The following is a 19,863-nucleotide window of genomic DNA, read 5'->3' on the forward strand; positions in this document are numbered from 1 at the left end:
GGTCGCCACCAAGTCGAGCTTGACGTAGTTGTCGTCATCGGCACGGACGATCAGGCCCGCCTGCTGGTACTGGTGCACCAGCTCCGACGTGTCGACCATGGTCTCCACGGTCCAGTCGCCCGACTGCTCCTGCACCACGAAGTTCGTGGCGCCGGTGGCGGCCTGGTAGATGTCGCCCGCTGCGGGGTCGATCTCCAGGAAGCCATTGGCAACGCGGTACGCGTCAGCGTCCTCGTTCTCAACAGTCCAGCGGCAGTTGTCCAGCGAGTCCCCATTGAACTCGTCGTCCAGACCGACAACCGGGTCGCAGACGGGCTCGTCGCTGATCACTCGGAAGTAATCGAACGCCACCGTCCTGGACTCGTCACCCTGGTTGGGGTGGCCGAGAGAGTAGACGCCCACCTGACCTGCGGCCGCAGCCGCATTGGTGAACTCCTCGCCGAACGGAACCCAGGTCTCACCATCAAGGCTGTACGAGCTCGTGAACACGTCACCAGTCTTCGACAGCTGGAACCAGATGATGCCGTCCTCGGGAACTGCATCGATGTTCGGCTGAGGCTGCTGAACCTCGCCGTCGATCTCGCTGCGCATCTCGAGGTTGGTGTCCACTGCGTTGCCGGCCTCGTTAGTCGCGAGGAAGTCGACCTTGACGTAGTTGTCATCGTCGGCCAACGCGATCAGTCCGGCCTGCTGGTACTGGCGATCCAGGGTCGAGACGTCCACCGACGTCTCCACGGTCCAGTCACCAGGCAGGTCCTGCACCACGAAGTTCGTGACGCCGGAGCCTCCCTCGTAGATGTCCGCAGAAGACGTGTCGATCTCGAGGTTGCCACCGGTGACCCGGTAGGCGGACTCGTCCTCGTTGATCACGGTCCACAGGCACTTGTCCAGGGCATCGCCCTCGAACTCGTCATCCCGCGATACGACCGGGTCGCACACGACCTCCTCGTACTCAGGGACATCGGCGGTCGCCGCCGCGGACTGGTTGCCCGCGGCGTCGATCGCACGTGCCGTGATGGTCTGAGCGTCGTTGGAGAGCTCGACGTCAGCCGTGAACTCCGTCCACGCACCTCCGTCGAGCTGGTACTCGAGCAGGGCCACGCCACTGGCCTCGTCCACGCCCGACACCGTGAAGGTGCGGGGCTGGGACGAGAGCTCAGTGTCGATGCTGGCCGTGGGGTCCGTGCCGTCGATCTTGAACGACACGGACTCGGTCACGGTGGCGGTGTCAGGGTTGGACGCGCGCACCTCAGCGGTGTGCTCACCATCCTCGGACACCTCGACGGGTGCAGTGAAGGCACTCCACTCGCCGCCATCGATGCTGATCTCCAGCTCGTTGCCGGCCTCCCCGCCGCCGGTGACGGTGGCATCCACCGTCACCGCCGACGTGTACCAGTCCGCGTCGCCGTCCGGGGTGGCGGGCGAGACGGAGACGCTCAGCTCGAGCGGGTCCACCTCGTCCACGGGTCCGAACTGCTGGTTGTACCGGTTGAGGAACGCGGCGAACGCGTCACGGGTGGTCTTGTTGAACGGACGGAACTCGGCAACGCCGTTGTCCACCCATCCCTCGGTGATACCCGTGGACTCGAGCCACGTGATCTCGGTGTAGAACTCCGTGTTCTCCGACGTGATGTCAGAGAACGGAGACTCGACCGGGTCGGTCCACTCGGGCTCGCCCGCGAAGCGGTACAAGAACGCTGCAATCGCGTCACGAGTGATCGGCTCGAACGGACGGAACTGCTGCTCGCCGTTCACCGTCCACCCAGTGGAGATGCCCTCCTGAGCCAGCCACACGATCTCCTTGTAGAACTCCGTGTTCGTGGGCGTGATGTCCACGAACGGAGACTGCGCAGGAAGCGTGACGTCCGGCTCACCGGCGTAGCGGTACAGGAACGCCGCCATCGCATCACGCGTGATCGAGTTGAACGGACGGAACTCAGTGCCCGACTCGGTAGTCCAACCCTTCGTGATGCCCTGGCTCGCGAGCCACATGATCGACTCGTAGTGCTCCAGGGAATTGTCGACATCCGTGAACACCATGTCACCGAGCTCCGGGACGAAGGCGTTCGCCGTCGCGGACACGTTGCCCGCAGCGTCGATGGCCCGCGCCCTGATGGTCTGCTCGTTGTCGGAGAGCTCGACCTGAGTCGTGTACTCCTCCCACGGACCACCATCGATGCGGTACTCGAGAGTGGCCACACCGCTCTCGTCGTCCTCGCCCATCACCACGAGGGTGCGGGGGTCGGCCGAGAGATCGGTGTCGATGTCAACCGTCGGAACCGTGGCGTCGATCTTGAACGACACGGACTCCGTGACCTCTGCAGCCCCGGAGCCGGAGGCGCGCACGTCAACCGTGTGCTCCCCGTCCGTCGAAACCACGACAGGAGCGGTGTACTCGCTCCAGTCGCCGCCGTCGACCCGGTACTCGCGGTAGACGGTGGACGCGCCGCCGCCGGTGACGGAGGCTTCCACCGTCACATCAGAGGTGTACCAGTCGTTATCGCCGTTCGGCGCCGCAGGCGACACCTCGACGTCCAGCACAATCGGATCCACCACGTCATCCCCGACCACTCGGAAGTAGTCGAAGCGGACGGTAGGCGTCACCGTCTGGTTGTTGGTCCCGAGCGCGAACACACCGACCTGGCCGGCAGCTGCACCGGGGTTGGTCATCTGATCGGGGAAGTCGGTCCACGTCTCTCCGTCGGAGCTGACGGCGCCAGTGATGACGTCGCCCTCCTTGGACATACGCAGCCAGACGATGCCGTTTGCAGGAGCGGGCAACTGCGAAGCCCCTGCTGTCACGGAACCATCGATCTCGCTCAGGATCTCGATACCGGTGTTCTTGGTACCACCAACAGCGTTGGTGGCCACCAGGTCGACCTTGACGTAGTTGTCCTCGTCGGCGAAGGCGAGCAAGCCGCCCTGCTGGTACTGGTGCTCCAGCTCCGACGTGTCAACCTTGGTCTCCACCGTCCAGTCACCCGCAACGTCCTGCATCACGAAGTTCGTGACACCGGTGCCGTCCTGGTACATGTCGCCGGCAGCAGGATCGATCTCCAACTGACCGCCGGTCACCCGGTAGGCGTCCGGGTCCTCGTTGTACACGGTCCAGCGGCACGCATCGAGAGCCGTGCCGTCGAACTCGTCGTTCGGCTCACCCGCGGCCGACGTGTCGTCGGGCGTGAAGTGGAACCAGTCGAACTCCGCGTCGATCTCTGCAGCGGGCGAGCCGGCGCTGGCAAGCGCAAGCAGGCCGATGCGGGGATCCTGGAGGTCCGCGATCGAGAACGTCTCGGGCATGTCAGTGAAGTTCTGACCATCGTCCGAGTAGGAGCCGTTGATGGACGAGCCATCGCTGGTGAGACGGACCCAAACGGTGTCCGGGTACTCGTCGCCGAGTGCTCCGGTGTTGTCTTCCGTGGCAGAGCCGTCAACCTCGTTGGCAAGCTGGAAGATACGACCGGCCGCGCTCTCGTCACGAGCCTGGACCACCATCTTGGTGTAGTTGTCGTCATCGCCATAGACCACGAGCCCTGCCTGCTGGTACTGCGCGCGAGCGGGGATCGTCACCTTCGTCGTGGCCTGCCAGGAGCCTGCGGGCAGGTCCTGGAGGACGATGTTGGGCGTGTCGTTGCTGTCCTGGTAGATGTCGGTGAGCGAGGCGGGGATGACCAAGTGGCCGTCCACGACACTCACTTCCTGGTTGAGGCGGACCGAAGCGTTCCAGCGCTCAGTGTCGAGCTGGTCGCCAGTGAAGTCGTCCGACCGTCCATCGAAGCAGAGAGCAACCTCCTGCGAGACGGTGATCTGGACATACTCTTCACCGGCCACGCCGGTCGCGTCCGTGGCACGCACACGCAGCAGGTAGCTGCCGGGCGTGTCGTAGACGAACTGCTCGGACCCGGTACCGGACACGAAACCGTTGCCAGTTCCCTGGTCCCACTCGAGCGTGACGTCGGTGCCCTCGGGGTCGACCGCCGAAGCAGTGGCGTTCACCGTGAGAGGAGCGATCCCCGACACGGTGTCGACCTCGAAGTCGATGACGGGAACGGAGTTGCCGTCCACGCCGTCGCCGAGCCACTCGAAGTAGTTGACGTTGACCTGGCCCTCGCGGTGAACGAAGTACAGGCTCCCCGACTCGGTCGGGAGTCCCGTCAGAGCGACCTCGAAGTCCTCGTAGGCCTGCCAGTCGCCGGTCTCCGTGAAGACGATCTCACCGAGCTCGGGTCCGTCAGGTGCACCCCAGTGCATGGTCATCGAACCAGCGCCACCCTCAGGAGACGCGAGGCGTGCACTCACACCGTCGATGCCCTTGAAGTTGATCGGGTCGTATGACCACCAGTCGCCGGGCTCGACGAAGGACAGGTTCTGTCCCTGGTCGAGGTCCGAGTTGTCCTCTACCTGGACGCCCTGACCATCGTTCGAGGGGTAGTCGTCCGTCAGCGCGCCGGTGGCGTCGAAGAACTCCGCCTCCATGCGCTTGGGGTTGAGGATGTGGGTCGTGGAACCCGACAGGGGAACCTCGACTGCGCCACCGTCGTCGGTGAATGACACGTCCACGGTCCAGAAGATGTTCTCCGTGATGCCGTGACCCTCATCGCGCTGCGTGGGAATGACTCCCGTGCAGCCGCTGAGCGCACCCGACGGGTGCTGGTGCGAGGCGTGTCCCAGTGCCGGAAGCACGTTGACGTTGTCGCAGTTGATCTCGCCGGTGGCGTCCGGGTCATCGATGATGACCTCGTAGTCGATCTGATCGCCCCAGTTGAAGAATCCTCCCTGTTCGGGGAAGACGATCTCCACGGTGGGAGCGGCGTTGCCGACCACGATGGTGACGTTCGAGACGCCGGTGAGGCCGTTCACATCCGTCACCGTGAGCTGCGCGGTGTATTCGCCCATCGCGGTGTAGGTGTGAGTCGGGTTGTCCTCGGTGCTGGTGTTTCCATCACCGAAGTTCCACTCCAGCGTGTAGTCGAGGAAGCCCGGGTGACGCGTTCCCTCGGAGGAGAAGTTCACCGTGAGCTCGTCGCCCGCACCGCTGGTGACATCGGCTGCTGCCCGCGCGATCGGCGAGGGGTTGCCCTCGACGTAGTCGATGCGGTAGACGCCGGAGTCCGGGTTGTTGGTGCCGTAGCCGGTTCCCCAGTCGATGACGTACAGCGAGCCTTCCGGGCCCCACGTGGCGTCCATGACCTGGTTGAAACTGGCGTTGTCCGAGATCAGACCAGGCAGCAGCGGGGTGATCTTGGTGATGTCCTCACGCGACTCGTTCATGGTGATCGCGAAGGCGTCGCCGGCGTTCCAGTCTCCGAGGAACGCCTTGCCGTCCCAGTACTCCGGGAACTTCGTCTCGGAGACGAGGTCCGGGTCGTAGTCGTAGGCAGGGCCACCCATGGGTGCACCGGTGTAGCCGTTGCCACCGACGATGGGCCACGGGTTGTCCTGAGCACCGCGCTCACCGTAGTACTCGGGCCAGATGACTGGCGGGAGGTTCGTCAGACCGGTGTTGTTCGGGCTGTCGTTCACGAGCGCGTTGGGGTCGAACGGGTCGCCCGAAGCGCCATTGGCGAAGTTGTAGTCGTTGTAGCACTTGACTCCGTGGCAGAACGGCCAGCCGTAGTTGCCCGGCTCGTCGACGATGTTCCACTCGGTCGTCGCGGCAGGACCGCGAGTGCTGCTGGCGCTACCAGCGTCGGGCCCGTAGTCCGCCACCAGCAGGTTGCCGGTGTGGGGGTCGAGCCCGATGCGGAACGGGTTGCGGAAGCCCATGGCATAGATCTCCGGGCGCGTCAGGTCGACGCCCTCCTCGAAGAGGTTGCCGTCGGGAACCGTGTAGGAGCCATCGGGCTGAGGCGTGATGCGCACGATCTTGCCGCGCAGGTTATTGGTGTTGCCCGAGGTGCCCTGGGCGTCCCACGAGGAACGGCCAGCACGCTCGTCGATCGGCGTGTAGCCGCTCGAATCGAACGGGTTGACGTTGTCGCCGGTGGCGAGGATCAGGTTGCCGTCGTTGTCGAAGACCATGTCTCCACCCGCGTGGCAGCACTCATCGCGCTGGGTCTCGACCTTCAGGACCAGGACCTCGCTGGAAGGATCGAAGGTGCCCGAGGACGGGTCGTACGTGAAGCGCGAGATGCGGTTGTGCGGTCCGTCCTCTGGTGACACCGTCGCGGGAGACCAGTAGATGAACGCGTGATAGTTGGTCTCGAAGTCCGGGTCCAGGGCCATTCCCAGGAGTCCGTCCTCGTTGCCGTTCGTCACGTTGAGGTTCATGGCCGTCGAGACCTGCTGGGTGTCGGGGTCGATGCGCAGGAGCTCGCCGTTGCGCTCGAGGTAGAACACCGTCCCGTCCTCAGTCACGTTCAGCGACATCGGGTTGCGAGTGTCCTCGTCGAGAGCCACGAGCTCGTACGCGTCGCTGTCCGAGGCGTTGCAGTCGGACTGGATGACGCCCGCCGCGGTGCGGATGCCCTCGAGCACGTGCGTAGTGAACTCCGGCTCAGAGAAGGACTGGGACGTGTGCCCACCTGCCGTGTACCAGGAACGACCACCGTCGTAGTTGTGACACCAGGCGATCGGGTGGTCGTCACCCATGGTGCCGCCGGTGTAGGAGTCGTTATCGAGGCTCGCCAGCACGTGAACGTCCGCACGGGGGTTGCTCGTGAAGGAGTACCACTCGTCCGTGCGGTTCCACACGCTGGGGAGGTGCTCCGTGGAGGGGTGAGCGAAGTCCTCGACGATCACGTCCGCGTTGGGCGTGCCCGGGGGGTGGCCCTGGAAGTATGCGCCGACCAGGCCCTCGTACCACGGCCAGTCGTATTCGGTGTCGCTCGCGGCGTGGATGCCGGCGAAGCCGCCGCCGTTCTGAATGTAGGTCTCGAACGCGGCTTCCTGGTCAGTGTTGAGGACGTTGCCGGTGGTCGAGAAGAAGATGACGACGTCGTAGTTGGCGAGGTTCTCCTCGGTGAAGGCCGTGGCGTCCTCGGTGGCATCCACGGTGAACCCATTGTCGAGGCCCATCTGCTCGATGGTCGAGATGCCTGTGGGGATGTTGCCGTGACGGAAGCCTTCCGTCTTGGTGAACAGGAGGGCCGAGAACTCGGGTTCCCCGGTGACGTCAGTCGCCAGGATGTTCGGGGCCTCGGATAGCGAAGCTTGGGAGGCTGTGCCGACAGGCTCAGCCTGAGCGGGTGCTGCTGCCACGAGCAGTGAGGTGCCGGCTAGCGCCGCTCCCATCACCGCCGCGGTGAGCCTAGAGCGGCTCTTATGCACGTCTTTGTACAAGGGCTTTCCTTCCGATCATCGCGACATCGCGACTCAGCTGGTGTTCGGGTCGCGCACACCGGGACCTAGGTCCTGGGGCACGCTGATAGCGACACTACGAAGACTTATGTTGATTGTCAACACAAAGACCCCCCTCCCGACAGTCTTTCGACGCAAACCACGCACTAGTAGCCGTCGACGCGGCGAAAGATGGCGGAAACGGCTGGTATGGCACAGATGTGCGGTGAGTTCTGCCGGGTTCCTCTGCCCATCTGGAGCGCCCAATACTGAACGAAGCGCACTCGCGTCACAAGCCGTCGTCGCGCCCCTTGCTACCCCGCCGCCGTGAGCGGAAGGGGTGGGCGGCGCTGCCCGGTCACTCGTTGAAGCGAGGCGGTCATGTGGGGGTGTTCACGTGGGTGCAGCGGTAGAGGAACGCCGCCATCGGTGTCGTGGCCCGTGGTGACCTCCGTGCTCGCGAGCCACGTGGTCTCGACATAGAAAACCGTGTTCTCGATGGCGATGTCGTCCAGCAGAGCCTCAGTCGGCACTTCCCACGTGGGCTCGTCTGCGTTGCGATGCAAGCGCGTAGCAATTAAGTAAGGCCACTATCTATTCGAGGGCCACGATTCCCGTCGGGATGCGCCCGCGCCGCCAACGTTCGGTCGTGGACAAGACGGGCGCCGAGGATGCAGGGGCGCCCTCTCCGTCCTGCGCAGGAACCGGCCAGCGCCGGACATCACCGAGGGTCCGCTCATGCCAACGCAGGAAGGGTTTTGACGAGAGTCGACTTAAGAGCGACAGGCGTCACTCAAAAGTAGACCGCAGTCGCGCACACGCGCGGTTCAGACCGGCTGCGGCCGAGTCAGCGGCGGAAGGACTGCGCGCGGCGCTGGGTCGCCCATGCGACCACCTGCGTGCGCCGCTGGAGGCCCATCTTGGCGAGGATGCTCGTCACATGGTTCTTCACGGTCTTCTCTGCGATGCCGAGCTGGTCCGCGATCTCCTTGTTGGACAGCCCGTCGCCGACGGCCGTCACGATCTTGCGCTCGGTGGGCGTGAGCGTGGCGATCGCCGCGTCCTCCTGCACATCGATGTGCTGTCCGTGCTCCCGGCCCGAGGCTGCGTCCCGCACGGCCTTGAGCACCTCGGCCGAACCCGCGGTCTTCGCCACGAAGGCGTCCGCTCCCGCAGTGCGGGCGGCGGCCTTGGCGTCGTCATCGTCGTAGCTGGTGAGCACGACGATGTGCGTGTCGGGATGAGTCGCCCGCACGTGCGCGATGACGTCCAGCCCGGTGCCGTCAGGCAGGCGCAGGTCGGACAGCACCACGTCGGGGCGGGTCGCGTCCACGCGGCGGATCGCCTGCGCGACGTTGGCGGCCTCCGCCACCACCTCGATCCCGTCGGCGCGGTCGAGGATGTCGCAGATCCCTCGTCGCACGACCTCGTGGTCATCCAGCACGAGCACTCTCACATCAGACATACCCCGCATCGTAGCCCGATGCTCGCTCCGTCTCCCTCAGCCGCGCGCGGCGTAGCGACGCTGGCAGCGCGCGCACCAGTGAGTGGACCGGCCGCCGATGCTCTCTCGGCGGATGATCGAGCCGCATCTCGCGCACGGCTCGCCCGCGCGTCCGTACGCCTCGAGCGATCGGGAGAAGTAGCCGGACTCACCGTTGACGTTGACATAGAGCGCGTCGAAGCTGGTGCCGCCCTGCGCCAGCGCGCGGCCCATCACCGCCCGCGCCGCGTCCAGCAGGGCGCGTGCCTGTGGCGCCGAGACGGCCGATGCGGGCCGCTCGGGATGGATGCGCGCGAGCCACAGCGCCTCATCGGCATAGATGTTGCCGATCCCGCTCACCAGGGTCTGGTCCAGCAGCACCTGCTTGATCCCGCGGGCGCCTCGCCTCCACGCCCGTGCCACCGCACGCTCGTCAAGGTGCGGGTCGAGCGCGTCGCGGCCGATGTGCGCCACCGATCCCGGGACCGACGCGAGGGCCGAACCCTGTCCCCCGGCCCGCGCATCGGCCGTGGGCTCCAAAGGCTCGATGTGCAGGTAGCCGAAGGTGCGCTGGTCCAGGAAGTCGAGAGTGAGGGCCGTGCCGCCGCGGTCGAGCCGCAGCCGCGCACGGCAGTGCGGATGGGGGTCGGGGGCCTCGTCCCAGGGCCCGAGGTGGACTCGGAACTGCCCGGACATGCCCAGGTGCGCCGACAGCGCCTCGTCCGGCTCACGATCGCCCGCATGAGTGAGAGGCAGCCACAGGAACTTTCCGCGCCGCACGACGGCGGCGACCCGCGCATCTGTCGCGAGACCCGCGAACTCGGCCGGCCCGCCCGGCAGCAGGCGCACGCAGCTGTCGCGGCGGATGTCGACCGCCCGGATGTCGGCGCCCGTGATGACCGGCGCCAGGCCCGCACGGACGGTCTCGACTTCGGGGAGTTCGGGCATCGTCAGTGCTCAGGCAAGGTCATGAGGCGCGCGTCGCGACGAGTACGAGGGTCAGGACAGCGTGGCCGAGGCCGGATCGTCCGCGACGATCGACGCATACGCGCGCTCTGCGGCCTCCTGCTCCGCGTGCTTCTTCGCACTGCCGGTGCCGGTGCCGCGCACGTCGCCGTCGACGGTCACGGTGGCCGTGAAGGTGCGGGAGTGATCGGGGCCGGAGCCCTCTGCGGAGTACACGGGCACTCCCAGGCCGCGCTGCGCGCATGCCTCCTGCAGCGAGGTCTTCCAATCCAGGGCGACCCCGGACGAGGCCGCCGCGATCATGGTGGGTCCCACGAGCCGCAGGATCACCTCGCGAGACTTCTCGATGCCGTGAGTGAGATAGACCGCGCCGAACACGGCCTCGAGAGAGTCGCACAGGATCGAATCCTTGTCGGCTCCGCCCGTGGCGGTCTCGCCCTTGCCGAGCAGCACGCACGGGCCAAGCTCGAGTTCGCGAGCCACCTTCGCCAGGGCGCGCTGAGAGACGGTGCCCGCGCGCATCTTGGCGAGCTCGCCCTCGGGGAGGTCGGGGTGATCGCGGTACAGACGGTCGGTGACGACCACGCCAAGCACCGCATCCCCGAGGAACTCGAGGCGCTCGTTGGTGGGCAGTCCGCCCGCCTCGTACGCGAACGACCGGTGCGTGAGCGCGAGAACGAGCAGTTCGGGTTCGACGACGACACCCAACCGCTCGGCCAGGGCATTGGCCGCAGCCTGCCCCGGAATGCTCACCTGCTCGCCTCGCACGTGCGGCGAGGCCCGATCAGGCCCCGTGCTCGGTGCGGAGCGCCTCGGAGTACTGGCGGCCGTTGTAGGCGCCGCACGTGGGGCATGCTGCGTGTGCGAGCTTCGCACCCTTGCACGCCGGGCACGCGGTGAGGTTCGCAGCAGTGGTCTTCCACTGGGAGCGACGTGCACGCGTGTTCGAACGCGACATCTTGCGCTTCGGAACTGCCACGGTTAACTCTCTTCCTGTTCAGTCAAACTTGTGAGCGCCGACCACCTCGGGTCGATCACTTCGTGGGCGTGGTCTGGATCGTCCTCGAGCCTAGCGCCACATTGGTCGCACAGCCCCGGGCAATCCGGCCGGCACAGCGGGGTGAACGGCAGCTGCAACACCACCGCGTCCCGCACCACCTCTTCGAGGTCCAGGGTCTCCCCGTCGAACTCGAAGACGTCCTCCGACTCACCTTCCTCGTCACCCACCTGGGATTGGTCGAACACGAACAACCCTTGGACCGGGGCGGCGACGTCGAATCGCACCTCGTCCAGGCATCGTCCGCACTCGCCGACCGCTTCAGCGGCGACGGTTCCGGAGACCCAGATTCCTTCGGACACGGCTTCCAGGCTCGCGTCGAGCCTGATCTCCGCACCCTCCGGCACGCCGACCATCACTGTGCCGAGGACCGCGGGGGCCGGAAAGGTCTCGCTGACCGTGCGCTGGGCGCCCGGGCTCCGCGCGAAATCCCTGATGAGGAACCGATACGGAGAGCTGTCTGGGCGGTGCGACATCCGCGCCTCCCATCCTTCCGGTCCTAGTGGACCCCGGCCCGTGCTCGTTCGGCAGGACCGGCGCACTATCCTACGTGATCCCGGGGAGGTCTCTCAACACGGGTGCCTCTGGTCCGAAGCTAGTGGGTCTCGAGCGCTGCTCGGACCGCTGCGCCGACACCGGCGGGCACGTACGCGTCGATGTCGCCGCCATGCCGCGCGACGTCTCGTACCAGCGACGACGCGATGTGGCTGAGCGCGTTGTCCCCGGTCAGGAAGACGGTCTCGACGCCGGTGAGTGAGCGGTTCATGAGCGCCATGGGGCGCTCGACGTCGTAGTCGGCTCCACCCCGCAGTCCCTTCACGATCGCCGTCGCACCCACCTGCTCGCAGAAGTGCACCAACAGCCCTTCGATGACCTCGACACGCACACCCTCGAGGTGCGCGGTCGCCTCTCGAGCGAGGCCTGCGCGGGTCTCGACGTCGAGCAGCGGGGTCTTGGTCGAGTTGTGGGCGATGCCGATCACCACCTCGTCGAAGAGCGTGGCGGCACGCGCCGCGATGTCGACGTGCCCCAGGGTGATGGGGTCATAGGTGCCTGGCAGGACCGCGAGCGTCATGCCTCGACGCTACCCCAGCGAGCCCAGTGCACCCGGGTCTCCCCGTAGTCCCGCTCCCGCTCGACCTCGAGCCCGCGTGGCCACTCGAGGCGCGGAGCCCTGCTGGTCCATTCCAGGACCACCACCGCATCGGCCGCCAGGCGCGGCGTGAGCGCGCCGAGCACGGCGGTCAGGTCCGCGAGCGGGATGTCGTACGGAGGGTCGAGCAGCACGAGGTCCCACTCGTCGGTGGTGCGAGTGAGGAACGGCAGTGCCTTCTCCTTGACCACGCGCGCACGGTCGCCGATGCCGAGATCGCGGGCATTCGCCTGGATCACCCGCGCCGCAGAGGAGGCCGCCTCGACGAACGTCGCCGCGGACGCACCGCGGCTGATCGCCTCGAGCCCCAGCGCACCCGAACCGGCGTACAGATCGAGCACCCGCGCGCCGTGCATCGCGTCCTGATGATCCAGGCGCGAGAACAGCGCCTCGCGGACGCGATCGGTGGTGGGTCGGGTGCCGCGCGGGGGCACGGCGATGCGGCGCCCCCCGAGGTCTCCGGCGATGATGCGAGTCACGCGGACACTCTATGACCCGCAGTCGGGAACGCACGGACACGTGCGGACCACGAGCGGGTCCGGTCAGCCGCGCTCCAGGTAGTCCTCGCGCTCGGGGCCGAGCCACGCATCGATCGCCGATGCGAGTGCCGGCGCCCCTGCCAGCTCAGGGTCGGCGGCGACCAGCCGCCGCGCGATCCCGCGCGCCAGGTCGATGAGATCGGCGTCCTTCACGACGCGCAGCAGTCGGAGCGAGTTGCGACCGCCCGACTGCGCCGCCCCCAGCACGTCGCCCTCGCGGCGCAGCTCGAGGTCCTTCTCGGCGAGCTCGAAGCCGTCGGTCGTGGCCGCGAGCGCGTCGAGGCGTTCGCGAGAGAGCGATCCCGGCTCGGCCCTCGTCACCAGGAGGCACAGGCCCGGGAGCGTGCTGCGTCCCACGCGACCGCGCAGCTGGTGCAGCTGGGACAGGCCAAAGCGCTCGGCGTCGAGCACGATCATCACGGTGGCCTCGGCGACGTCCACGCCCACCTCGATCACGGTGGTGGACACCATCACCGGCGCCTCTCCCGCGGCGAAGGCCGCCATTGCGGCGTCCTTGGCCTCGGCGGCCAACCGGCCGTGCATGCGGCCGATGCGCACGCCCACCAATTCGGGACGCTCCGCCAGCATCGCGGCAGTCTCGGCGACGGAGGCCATGGGCACGGCCGGCCTCTGGGCCCCGTCCCCCTCCCACTCGAGGATCGGCTGCTCGTCGCCGGGAGCATCGGCGCCAGGGTCTCCCCCGGCCCCCGCGAGCGCGGCCTCCGGCTCGGGACCCGGCTCGTCGGGGTCGATGCGCGGGCACACCACGTACACCCGCCTGCCCTGGTCGACCTCTTCTCGCACCCGCTGCCAGGTGCGCGCGAGCCACGCCTCGTTGTCCGCCGGCACCACATGCGTCACGGTCTCGGCGCGGCCGGGAGGGCGTTCCCCGAGCGTCGACGTCTCGAGGTCGCCGAACACCGTCATCGCGACCGTGCGGGGAATCGGGGTGGCGGTCATCACGAGCATGTGAGGCGGTCGCTCTCCGCGCGCGCGCAGGGCGTCCCGCTGCTCGACGCCGAACCGGTGCTGCTCGTCCACGACGACGAGCCCGAGATCCGCGAACTGGACTCCCTCGCTGAGCAGCGCGTGAGTGCCGACCACGATGCCGGCGGCCCCCGATGCGGCCTCGCCGAGCGCCTGGCGCCTGGCCTTCGAGCCCTGCGAGCCCGTGAGGAGCGTGACGCGCGTGGCGCGTTCGTCGCCACCGAGCATCCCGCCGTGACCAAGCGGCCCCAGCAACTGCTCGAGGCTGCGCATGTGCTGGGCGGCGAGCACCTCGGTGGGCGCCAAGAGGGCCGCCTGCCCACCTGCATCCACCACCTGCAGCATCGCGCGCAGCGCGACCACGGTCTTGCCTGCCCCCACATCCCCCTGGAGCAGCCGCATCATCGGAATGGTGCCGGTCAGCGAACGCGAGATCTCCTGACCCACGGCGTCCTGAGCAGAGGTGAGAGCGAACGGCAGGCGCGCGTCCAACGCGCTCACCAGGCCGTCGTCGCGCGCCGGACGCGGCGTCGCCGCGAGCTGCTCTCTCGCGGCCCTGCGCCGCGCGAGAGCGGTCTGCAGCACCAGCGCCTCCTCGAACCGCAGCCGATCGCGCCCGCGCTGCCAGGCCACGACGGAATCGGGCACATGCACGGCTCGAAGCGCCTCGAGCAGGCTGGGAAGGGAGCGCTCGTCTCGCACCTCCGCGGGGATCGGATCGGGCACGTCCTCCTCGGTCAGCGGATCCAGCACGGTGCGCACCGAGCGGCCGATGCGCCACGTGGGGACCGCGGCCGCGGCCGGGTAGATCGGGATGGGGCGGGAGGCCTCGATCACGGCCTCCTGCTCGTCCGCGGCATCGACCCCGACGATGAGGTAGTCGGGGTGCGTGAGCTGTCGCCTGCCGCGGTACTCCCCCACTGTGCCGGTGAACAGACCGGTGCTGCCGGGCTTCAGCTTGGACTCGTGCATGCGCAGCACGCCCGCGCGCTTGGCGAAGAACGTGAGCTGAAGGGTGTCGCGACCGTCCGTCACGATCGCCTCGAGCATGGCGCCTCCCCGGGAGCGCATGCTGCGCACCTGGGTGGACCGGACCTCCGCCATGACCGTCACGTGCTCGCCGGTCGCGAGGGAGGCCATGTCCGTGCGCTCGCCCGGGGAGCCGTAGCGGCGCGGGTAGTGGCGCAGCAGGTCCTCGACGGTCTCGAGCCCGAGCTTCTTCAGTCCACCCGCCGTGCGGGCGCCGAGCACACGCGACAACGGCTCAGCGAGCCTGGTCGCGCCACTCATGACGGTGCGCGCTCGACGCCGATCAGCACCCCGGGGTGGGCGTGCTCGCCGCGGTACACGTTCACGTCGGCGTTGGGAGCAGCTCCGCGCACGGACATGCGCGCCGCGTCCGCGACGCCGTTGGAGACTCCTGCGGCGAGGATCAGCGAGACCACCTCCGTCGACGCGTCGATCAGGCGGTCAACGTCGTCGTCAAGGGCGTCGCCCGTGCTCTGACCCACCGTCGTGGCGGCCACCGCCGCGGCCATCTCGTCGCCGAGGTCCTGGCCGGGCGTGACCAGGGCAGCTGCGGCCACGGCCGCGATCACCTGCGCCTCGTGCTGACTGTCGAGCACCGTGAGGGCGGGCTTGCGGCGCTTGCGCGCGAGCTCCTCCGCCGCCGCGCGCAAAGCCGGATGACCCGCGACGACCACAGCGTCGACGCCGGACGCGTCTCGCACCGCGCGTCTCAGCGCGCGCCGCTTGAGGGCGGTCGGGTCGGGCACCACCAGCACGATCGCACCCGCATCCGCGAGCGGCTCCGCGAGCCCGGGGCACTGCGTGAGCGCGACGATGCCGGTCGATGCACGGTCGGCGTCGTGGCCCACACGGACGTTGCGGACCACGATCTGGCGAGCGCGCGCCTCGATTCCCCGGGCCACCGCCAGGTGGGGCTCGTCGGTGTGGACATGGGCCTGCCACAGGTCGTGCGCGCCCGAGACGGAGACCGAGTCCCCCAAGGCCTCGAGGTCACGGGTGAGCGGCTCGCGGAGATCGTCGCTGGACGACGCCACGAACATCACCTCGTAGGTCCCGCCGCGATGGTGGTGGACGTGGGAGATGCGGGTGGCGCCCCCTTCGGTGACCTCCCACTCCACCCGGTCCAACGGAGCCAGGACGTCGGGACCGCCCAAGGTCTCGGCCAGCATCTCGAGCTGGAGGACGAGCCCTGCGGCTCCCGCGTCGACGACCCCGGCCTCCTTGGCGAGGGGCAGCTGTTCGTTCGTGAGGGAGAGAGCGGTGCGCCCCGCCTCCACAGCGGCGACGAGGGTCGCGTCGCGCGCAGCCCCTCCATCCACCGCCTGCCGCGCGCCCGTGGCCGCCGCGCGCGCCACGGTGAGGATGGTGCCCTCGACCGGCGAGCCGACAGCGCGGTAGGCGGCATCGGCCGCGCGATCGAGGGACTGCGCGATGCCTCGCGCGTCGACGCTGCCGAGCCCGCCGTGCTCGTCGATCGCGGAGAGAAAACCGGTGAGGTACTGAGAGAGGATCACTCCCGAGTTGCCCCGCGCCCCCACGAGCGAGCCCCGTGCGAACGCTGCCACGACCTCGCGGTGGCTGGCGTCGGGTCGGAGCTTCGCCACGGCGCGATTGCCTTCGTGGAGCGTCAGGTACAGATTGGTGCCGGTGTCGGAATCGGCGACGGGGAACACGTTGATCGCGTCGAGCCGCTCACGGGCATGCTTGACGGCGCGTGCGCCGGCGTCGAGCCAGCGCCTCACGTCCGTCGATTCGTGCATTCATCCCGTCCATCAGCGCGCAGGCGCGCGGTCCACGGGCGCCGCCATCACGGCACCGGTCTTCGCCATTTTCCTGGGACCATGGTGGCATGGCGTCCTTTGGAAGCGGACGAGGCCAGCCTCGCCGCAGTCCCTCCGGAGGCCGCCGGTTGCCCGGTCCGGCATTCGTCAGATACCCTAGTGCGGTTGTCCGACACCGGACAGATGAACGTGGCGCCGCCCAGTCAGGGCGCAGCGCAAGTGAAATTTGAGGAGAACTATCGTGGCTGCCAACTGCGACGTCTGCGGTAAGCGTCCGTCCTTCGGACACTCGATCTCGCACTCGCACCGCCGTACCAAGCGTCGCTGGAACCCGAACATCCAGCGTGTGCGCGCCGTCGTCGCGGGATCGCCCAAGCGCGTGAACGTGTGCACCTCCTGCCTCAAGGCGGGCAAGGTTCAGCGCGCCATCTAGTCTCGGCGCACCAGCGAAGCCGACGCACCCCACGGGGGGCGTCGGCTTTTTCGCGCCCGGCTTCGCCTGAGACGCTCGCACGGCGTTGCTGCGTCGACCCGGGCGCCGGAGTTGCGCGTCAGCGGTCGCGGCTGCTCTGGCGGTCCTGGAGGCGGTCGCGCCACCGATCATCGCTCCAGTCGACCTGCTCGATCGAGGAACCCTCTGAGCCCGCGTCGAGCTCCCGCGAGAGCTCGTGCAGGATCTCGGCCCACGAGTCTCGCTGGGCGTCCCACCATCGACGCCACTCGACCCAGCCATCTTCGCGCACGGGCTCGGGATCGCCCGCGGCCGGGGGCGAGGCATCGTCCGCGGGTGGCGCGTCGCTGACCGCGGGGCCTCCGTCTCCCCCCGGTTCGCTCGGGGCTGCACCCGCGCCGTGACCCTCGCGGGCCACCGGGATCGGAGCCCGCTCCGGCTCCACGAGGTGCGGCTGCACGAGCACCGTACCGAGGCCGGGTTCGGTCGCCACCACCGGAGAGTCGACCTCGGGCACATGGGCTGCGACCCGCGTGCCGCGATCGCTCCTGGCCACGCCATCGGTGGCGGTTCCTGCGTCCCCCAACCCCGCCTGCGCCGCGACGTATGCGAGGCCGATCGACGCGACCGCGACCGCAGCCGCGACCCCTGAGGCACGCGCCACGATGCGACCTTCGCGATCGCTGGATTCCGCGCCGCCGGCGCGCGGCTCGCGGCCGCCCGACTCCGGCATCTTCCCTGGCATGAGGATGACCGTACCAGCAGGCGAACCGCTGATGTGGAGATCGTCACACCGGCGTCAGGAGAAGTGATCCCACCCTTGATCCGCGGGGGCGGCACCGTCCACCAGCAGCTGCGCGGCACCCTCCTCGGCCGATCCGATCACGTGCCATCCGGCGGGCACGTCGGCCGCTCGCGGGAACGTCGCCAGCATGTGGTGATCCTCGCCCCCGGCGAGCGCCCACGCGAGCGCCGCCTCGGGCATCTCCAGCGCTGCGGCCGTGCGCCGAGCCGCGTCGTGAACCGGAACGGAGGACGAGTCGATCGCGATCGTCAGCCCCGATGCGCGAGCGAGCCTGCCGGCATCCCGGGCCAACCCATCGGACAGGTCCATCATGGCCGTCGCCCGGTGCAGCGCGGCCTCGAGCCCGGCGCCGATGCGCGGCTGCGGCCGCAGGAACAGTTCGATCGCCTGTTCGTCTACGCGTTCGCCGCGCGACAGCTGCGCGTAGCCCGCTCGGGCGGCTCCGAGCGCGCCCGCGACGGCGACGACGTCCCCGGCCCGCGCATCGGCCCGCGTGATGGGTTCGGTCCCGTGGGTCTCTCCGATGGCCGTCACTGCGACCACGATCTCGCTCGCGCCGGAGAGGTCCCCGCCGACGACCCCGACTCCGTGCGGCTCGCACGCCTCCCGCAGGCCATCGGCCAGCTCGAGCACGAACTCGACAGGAGTCGATGCGGGCGCGCACAAGGTCACCTCGAGTGCGGTCGGGACGGCGCCCATCGCGTCGATGTCGGCAAGGTTCTGCATGGCCGCGCGCCAGCCGACGTCCGTCCCGTTCGACCATTCGAGCCGAAAGTGCCGGTTCTCCACGAGCACATCGGTGCTGACCACCAGGTCGCCATCGACCGCGAGCACCGCCGCGTCGTCGCCGGGGCCGAGGATCTCCGCATCGGTGCTGGGCAGTCGCGGGGCGAAGAGCGCGATCAGCGCGTCCTCGCCCATCTCTCCGAAAGTCGTCATGCGAAGAGCCTAGGCTCCCGCATCGGCCGTCCTGAGCCAGCCCCGCGTGCGGGTGAGCCGCCAGTACGCGACTCCCAGCAGCAGCCCCCGTGCCACGTTGAGCATCGTGAAGGCGAGCCATAGGTCGTCGTTACTCGCCTGACCCCTCACCCACGCGGGCACGAGGAACACTGGCAGGTACACGCCCACCACGGCTACCAGCATCATGTTGCGCATGATCCGTGTCTGGCCGCTGCCGATGAAGATCCCGTCGAGCTGATAGGCCGCCACCGAGATCAGCGGCAGCCACGCAGCCCAGTGGTAGTACTCCGCGGTGGTCGCCGCGAGGTCCGGCAGGCTCGTCATGAGCGCGATGAAGGGAACTTGTCCCACGAGGAACAGCGCGGTGAACGCCGCCGCGATCCCGAGAGCAGGCAGGGTCGCCGCCGCGTTCGCACGGTGGAACCGCTGGAGGTCTCTGCTGCCGAGCTCCTTGGCGCTCATCGCCTCGGCCGCGTGGGCGTAGCCGTCGAGCCCGTAGCTCGCCAGCAGCGTGATCTGGAGCAGGATCGCGTTCGCCGCGAGCACGTCCTCGCTGATGCGGCCGCCGGCGGCGGTCAGGAAGGTGAGCGCCACATACAGCAGCGCGGTGCGAATGGCGAGGTCCGCGTTCATGGTCAGCAGCGCCCGCCAGCGCGAGCGCAGCCCCTGCCCTCGCCACTGTCGCAAGCGTTCACGCAGATCGGCGTCGAGGAACCGCCACAGCAGCACGACTGCGACGACCAGTCCGATCCACTCGGCGATCAGCGTCGCCCACGCGGCGCCCGACGCACCCCAGCGCAGGCCCCCGACGAAGGCGATGTCCAGACCGAGGTTCAGGAGGTTGACGACGACCGCGATCGCGAGCGGGCGGCGGGTGTCCTGGGATCCGATGAAGTAGCCGGTGATCACCGAGGTGCCGAGCACCGCCGGCAGCGAGTGCACCCGGATCTGGCCATAGGTGGTCGCGAGATCGCGCACCTCCCCCGCCGGCGCGACGATGGACATCGCCAACGGGATCAGCACCCACTGCACCACCAGGATCGCCCCCGCGATGACGCCGGCGAGCAGCAGGCTGCGCTGCAGGTGGGAGATGGTGTCCAGCGGGCGTCCGGCCCCGACCGCGCGCCCCACCAGGCTCGTCGTGCCGAGCCTCAGGAACGACAGCACCCAGTAGGCAGCGGACAGCACGATCGCCCCCGCCGCGACGGCTCCGAGGTTCTGCGTGTCCGAGAAGTGACCCAGCATCGCCGTGTCGACCAGACCCACGAGCGGCACCGAGATGTTCGCGACGATCATGGGCCACGCGAGGGACAGCGCGTGACGGTGCGGTAGCCCGGTGAACAGGGCGCGGCGAGATGTCACGGATCGACGCTA

The 19,863-nt window shown here is 68.4% G+C and carries 15 protein-coding genes; 1 reads left to right on the plus strand and 14 read right to left on the minus strand.

Annotated features, from left to right (window positions below; genetic code table 11):
• The 11 genes from ACNI14_RS00005 to ACNI14_RS00055 form a co-directional block, all read right to left on the minus strand.
• Positions 1–7,233, minus strand: a 7,233-nt coding sequence (locus ACNI14_RS00005) for a ThuA domain-containing protein (protein WP_420517869.1), incomplete at its 3' end; no start/stop codon positions are given.
• A gap of 359 nt (positions 7,234–7,592) precedes the next feature.
• Positions 7,593–7,844: a hypothetical protein gene (locus ACNI14_RS00010; protein ID WP_420517870.1), complete on the minus strand. Its 252-nt coding sequence runs from the start codon at positions 7,842–7,844 to the stop codon at positions 7,593–7,595.
• 281 nt (positions 7,845–8,125) lie between these two features.
• Entirely contained in the window at positions 8,126–8,743 is a 618-nt protein-coding gene (locus ACNI14_RS00015; RefSeq protein ID WP_420517871.1) for a response regulator, read from the minus strand.
• A 36-nt stretch (positions 8,744–8,779) separates the two neighbouring features.
• On the minus strand, positions 8,780–9,709 hold the full coding sequence (mutM, locus tag ACNI14_RS00020; protein ID WP_420517872.1) for a bifunctional DNA-formamidopyrimidine glycosylase/DNA-(apurinic or apyrimidinic site) lyase: 930 nt from the start codon (positions 9,707–9,709) through the stop codon (positions 8,780–8,782).
• A gap of 51 nt (positions 9,710–9,760) precedes the next feature.
• Positions 9,761–10,480, minus strand: coding sequence for a ribonuclease III (rnc, locus tag ACNI14_RS00025; RefSeq protein ID WP_420517873.1), 720 nt, complete (start codon positions 10,478–10,480; stop codon positions 9,761–9,763).
• A 31-nt stretch (positions 10,481–10,511) separates the two neighbouring features.
• Positions 10,512–10,706, minus strand: a complete 195-nt coding sequence (gene rpmF, locus ACNI14_RS00030; protein WP_062132798.1) for a 50S ribosomal protein L32 — start codon at positions 10,704–10,706, stop codon at positions 10,512–10,514.
• Between the two features lie 2 nt (positions 10,707–10,708).
• A complete protein-coding gene (locus ACNI14_RS00035) occupies positions 10,709–11,260 on the minus strand; it encodes a YceD family protein (protein ID WP_420517874.1) in 552 nt (183 codons plus the stop codon).
• A 119-nt stretch (positions 11,261–11,379) separates the two neighbouring features.
• The gene (gene coaD, locus ACNI14_RS00040) at positions 11,380–11,859 is read right to left on the minus strand and encodes a pantetheine-phosphate adenylyltransferase (protein ID WP_420517875.1); all 480 of its coding nucleotides are present in this window, start codon (positions 11,857–11,859) and stop codon (positions 11,380–11,382) included.
• The gene (rsmD, locus tag ACNI14_RS00045; RefSeq protein WP_420517876.1) at positions 11,856–12,416 is read right to left on the minus strand and encodes a 16S rRNA (guanine(966)-N(2))-methyltransferase RsmD; all 561 of its coding nucleotides are present in this window, start codon (positions 12,414–12,416) and stop codon (positions 11,856–11,858) included. Before rsmD ends, coaD begins: the two co-directional genes overlap by 4 nt.
• A 63-nt stretch (positions 12,417–12,479) precedes the next feature.
• Positions 12,480–14,753, minus strand: coding sequence for an ATP-dependent DNA helicase RecG (locus ACNI14_RS00050; RefSeq protein ID WP_420517877.1), 2,274 nt, complete (start codon positions 14,751–14,753; stop codon positions 12,480–12,482).
• Complete coding sequence (locus ACNI14_RS00055; protein ID WP_420517878.1) at positions 14,750–16,252, minus strand: DAK2 domain-containing protein; 1,503 nt, start codon at positions 16,250–16,252, stop codon at positions 14,750–14,752. Before ACNI14_RS00055 ends, ACNI14_RS00050 begins: the two co-directional genes overlap by 4 nt.
• Before the next feature lie 262 nt (positions 16,253–16,514).
• On the opposite strand from ACNI14_RS00055, the gene rpmB reads away from it, so the two are divergent.
• On the plus strand, positions 16,515–16,706 hold the full coding sequence (rpmB, locus tag ACNI14_RS00060; protein ID WP_420517879.1) for a 50S ribosomal protein L28: 192 nt from the start codon (positions 16,515–16,517) through the stop codon (positions 16,704–16,706).
• Between the two features lie 118 nt (positions 16,707–16,824).
• On the opposite strand, the gene ACNI14_RS00065 is transcribed toward rpmB, so the two are convergent.
• The 3 genes from ACNI14_RS00065 to ACNI14_RS00075 are packed head-to-tail and all read right to left on the minus strand — an operon-like array spanning position 16,825 to position 19,851.
• The gene (locus ACNI14_RS00065; RefSeq protein ID WP_420517880.1) at positions 16,825–17,469 is read right to left on the minus strand and encodes a hypothetical protein; all 645 of its coding nucleotides are present in this window, start codon (positions 17,467–17,469) and stop codon (positions 16,825–16,827) included.
• A 54-nt stretch (positions 17,470–17,523) separates the two neighbouring features.
• Positions 17,524–18,468, minus strand: a complete 945-nt coding sequence (locus ACNI14_RS00070; protein WP_420517881.1) for a thiamine-phosphate kinase — start codon at positions 18,466–18,468, stop codon at positions 17,524–17,526.
• 9 nt (positions 18,469–18,477) lie between these two features.
• Positions 18,478–19,851: an MATE family efflux transporter gene (locus ACNI14_RS00075; protein WP_420517882.1), complete on the minus strand. Its 1,374-nt coding sequence runs from the start codon at positions 19,849–19,851 to the stop codon at positions 18,478–18,480.
• Positions 19,852–19,863: the final 12 nt, after the last annotated feature.

The organism is Demequina pilifera (genome assembly GCF_048814985.1).
Classification (GTDB): Bacteria; Actinomycetota; Actinomycetes; order Actinomycetales; family Demequinaceae; genus Demequina.

Coding starts and splice junctions, on each gene's coding strand:
- ACNI14_RS00015 (WP_420517871.1), bottom strand. CDS start 8,743: ATGTCTGATGTGAGAGTGCTCGTGCTGGATGACCACGAGGTCGTGCGA.
- mutM (WP_420517872.1), bottom strand. CDS start 9,709: ATGCCCGAACTCCCCGAAGTCGAGACCGTCCGTGCGGGCCTGGCGCCG.
- ACNI14_RS00035 (WP_420517874.1), bottom strand. CDS start 11,260: ATGTCGCACCGCCCAGACAGCTCTCCGTATCGGTTCCTCATCAGGGAT.
- coaD (WP_420517875.1), bottom strand. CDS start 11,859: ATGACGCTCGCGGTCCTGCCAGGCACCTATGACCCCATCACCCTGGGG.
- ACNI14_RS00050 (WP_420517877.1), bottom strand. CDS start 14,753: ATGAGTGGCGCGACCAGGCTCGCTGAGCCGTTGTCGCGTGTGCTCGGC.
- ACNI14_RS00055 (WP_420517878.1), bottom strand. CDS start 16,252: ATGCACGAATCGACGGACGTGAGGCGCTGGCTCGACGCCGGCGCACGC.
- ACNI14_RS00065 (WP_420517880.1), bottom strand. CDS start 17,469: ATGCCAGGGAAGATGCCGGAGTCGGGCGGCCGCGAGCCGCGCGCCGGC.
- ACNI14_RS00070 (WP_420517881.1), bottom strand. CDS start 18,468: ATGACGACTTTCGGAGAGATGGGCGAGGACGCGCTGATCGCGCTCTTC.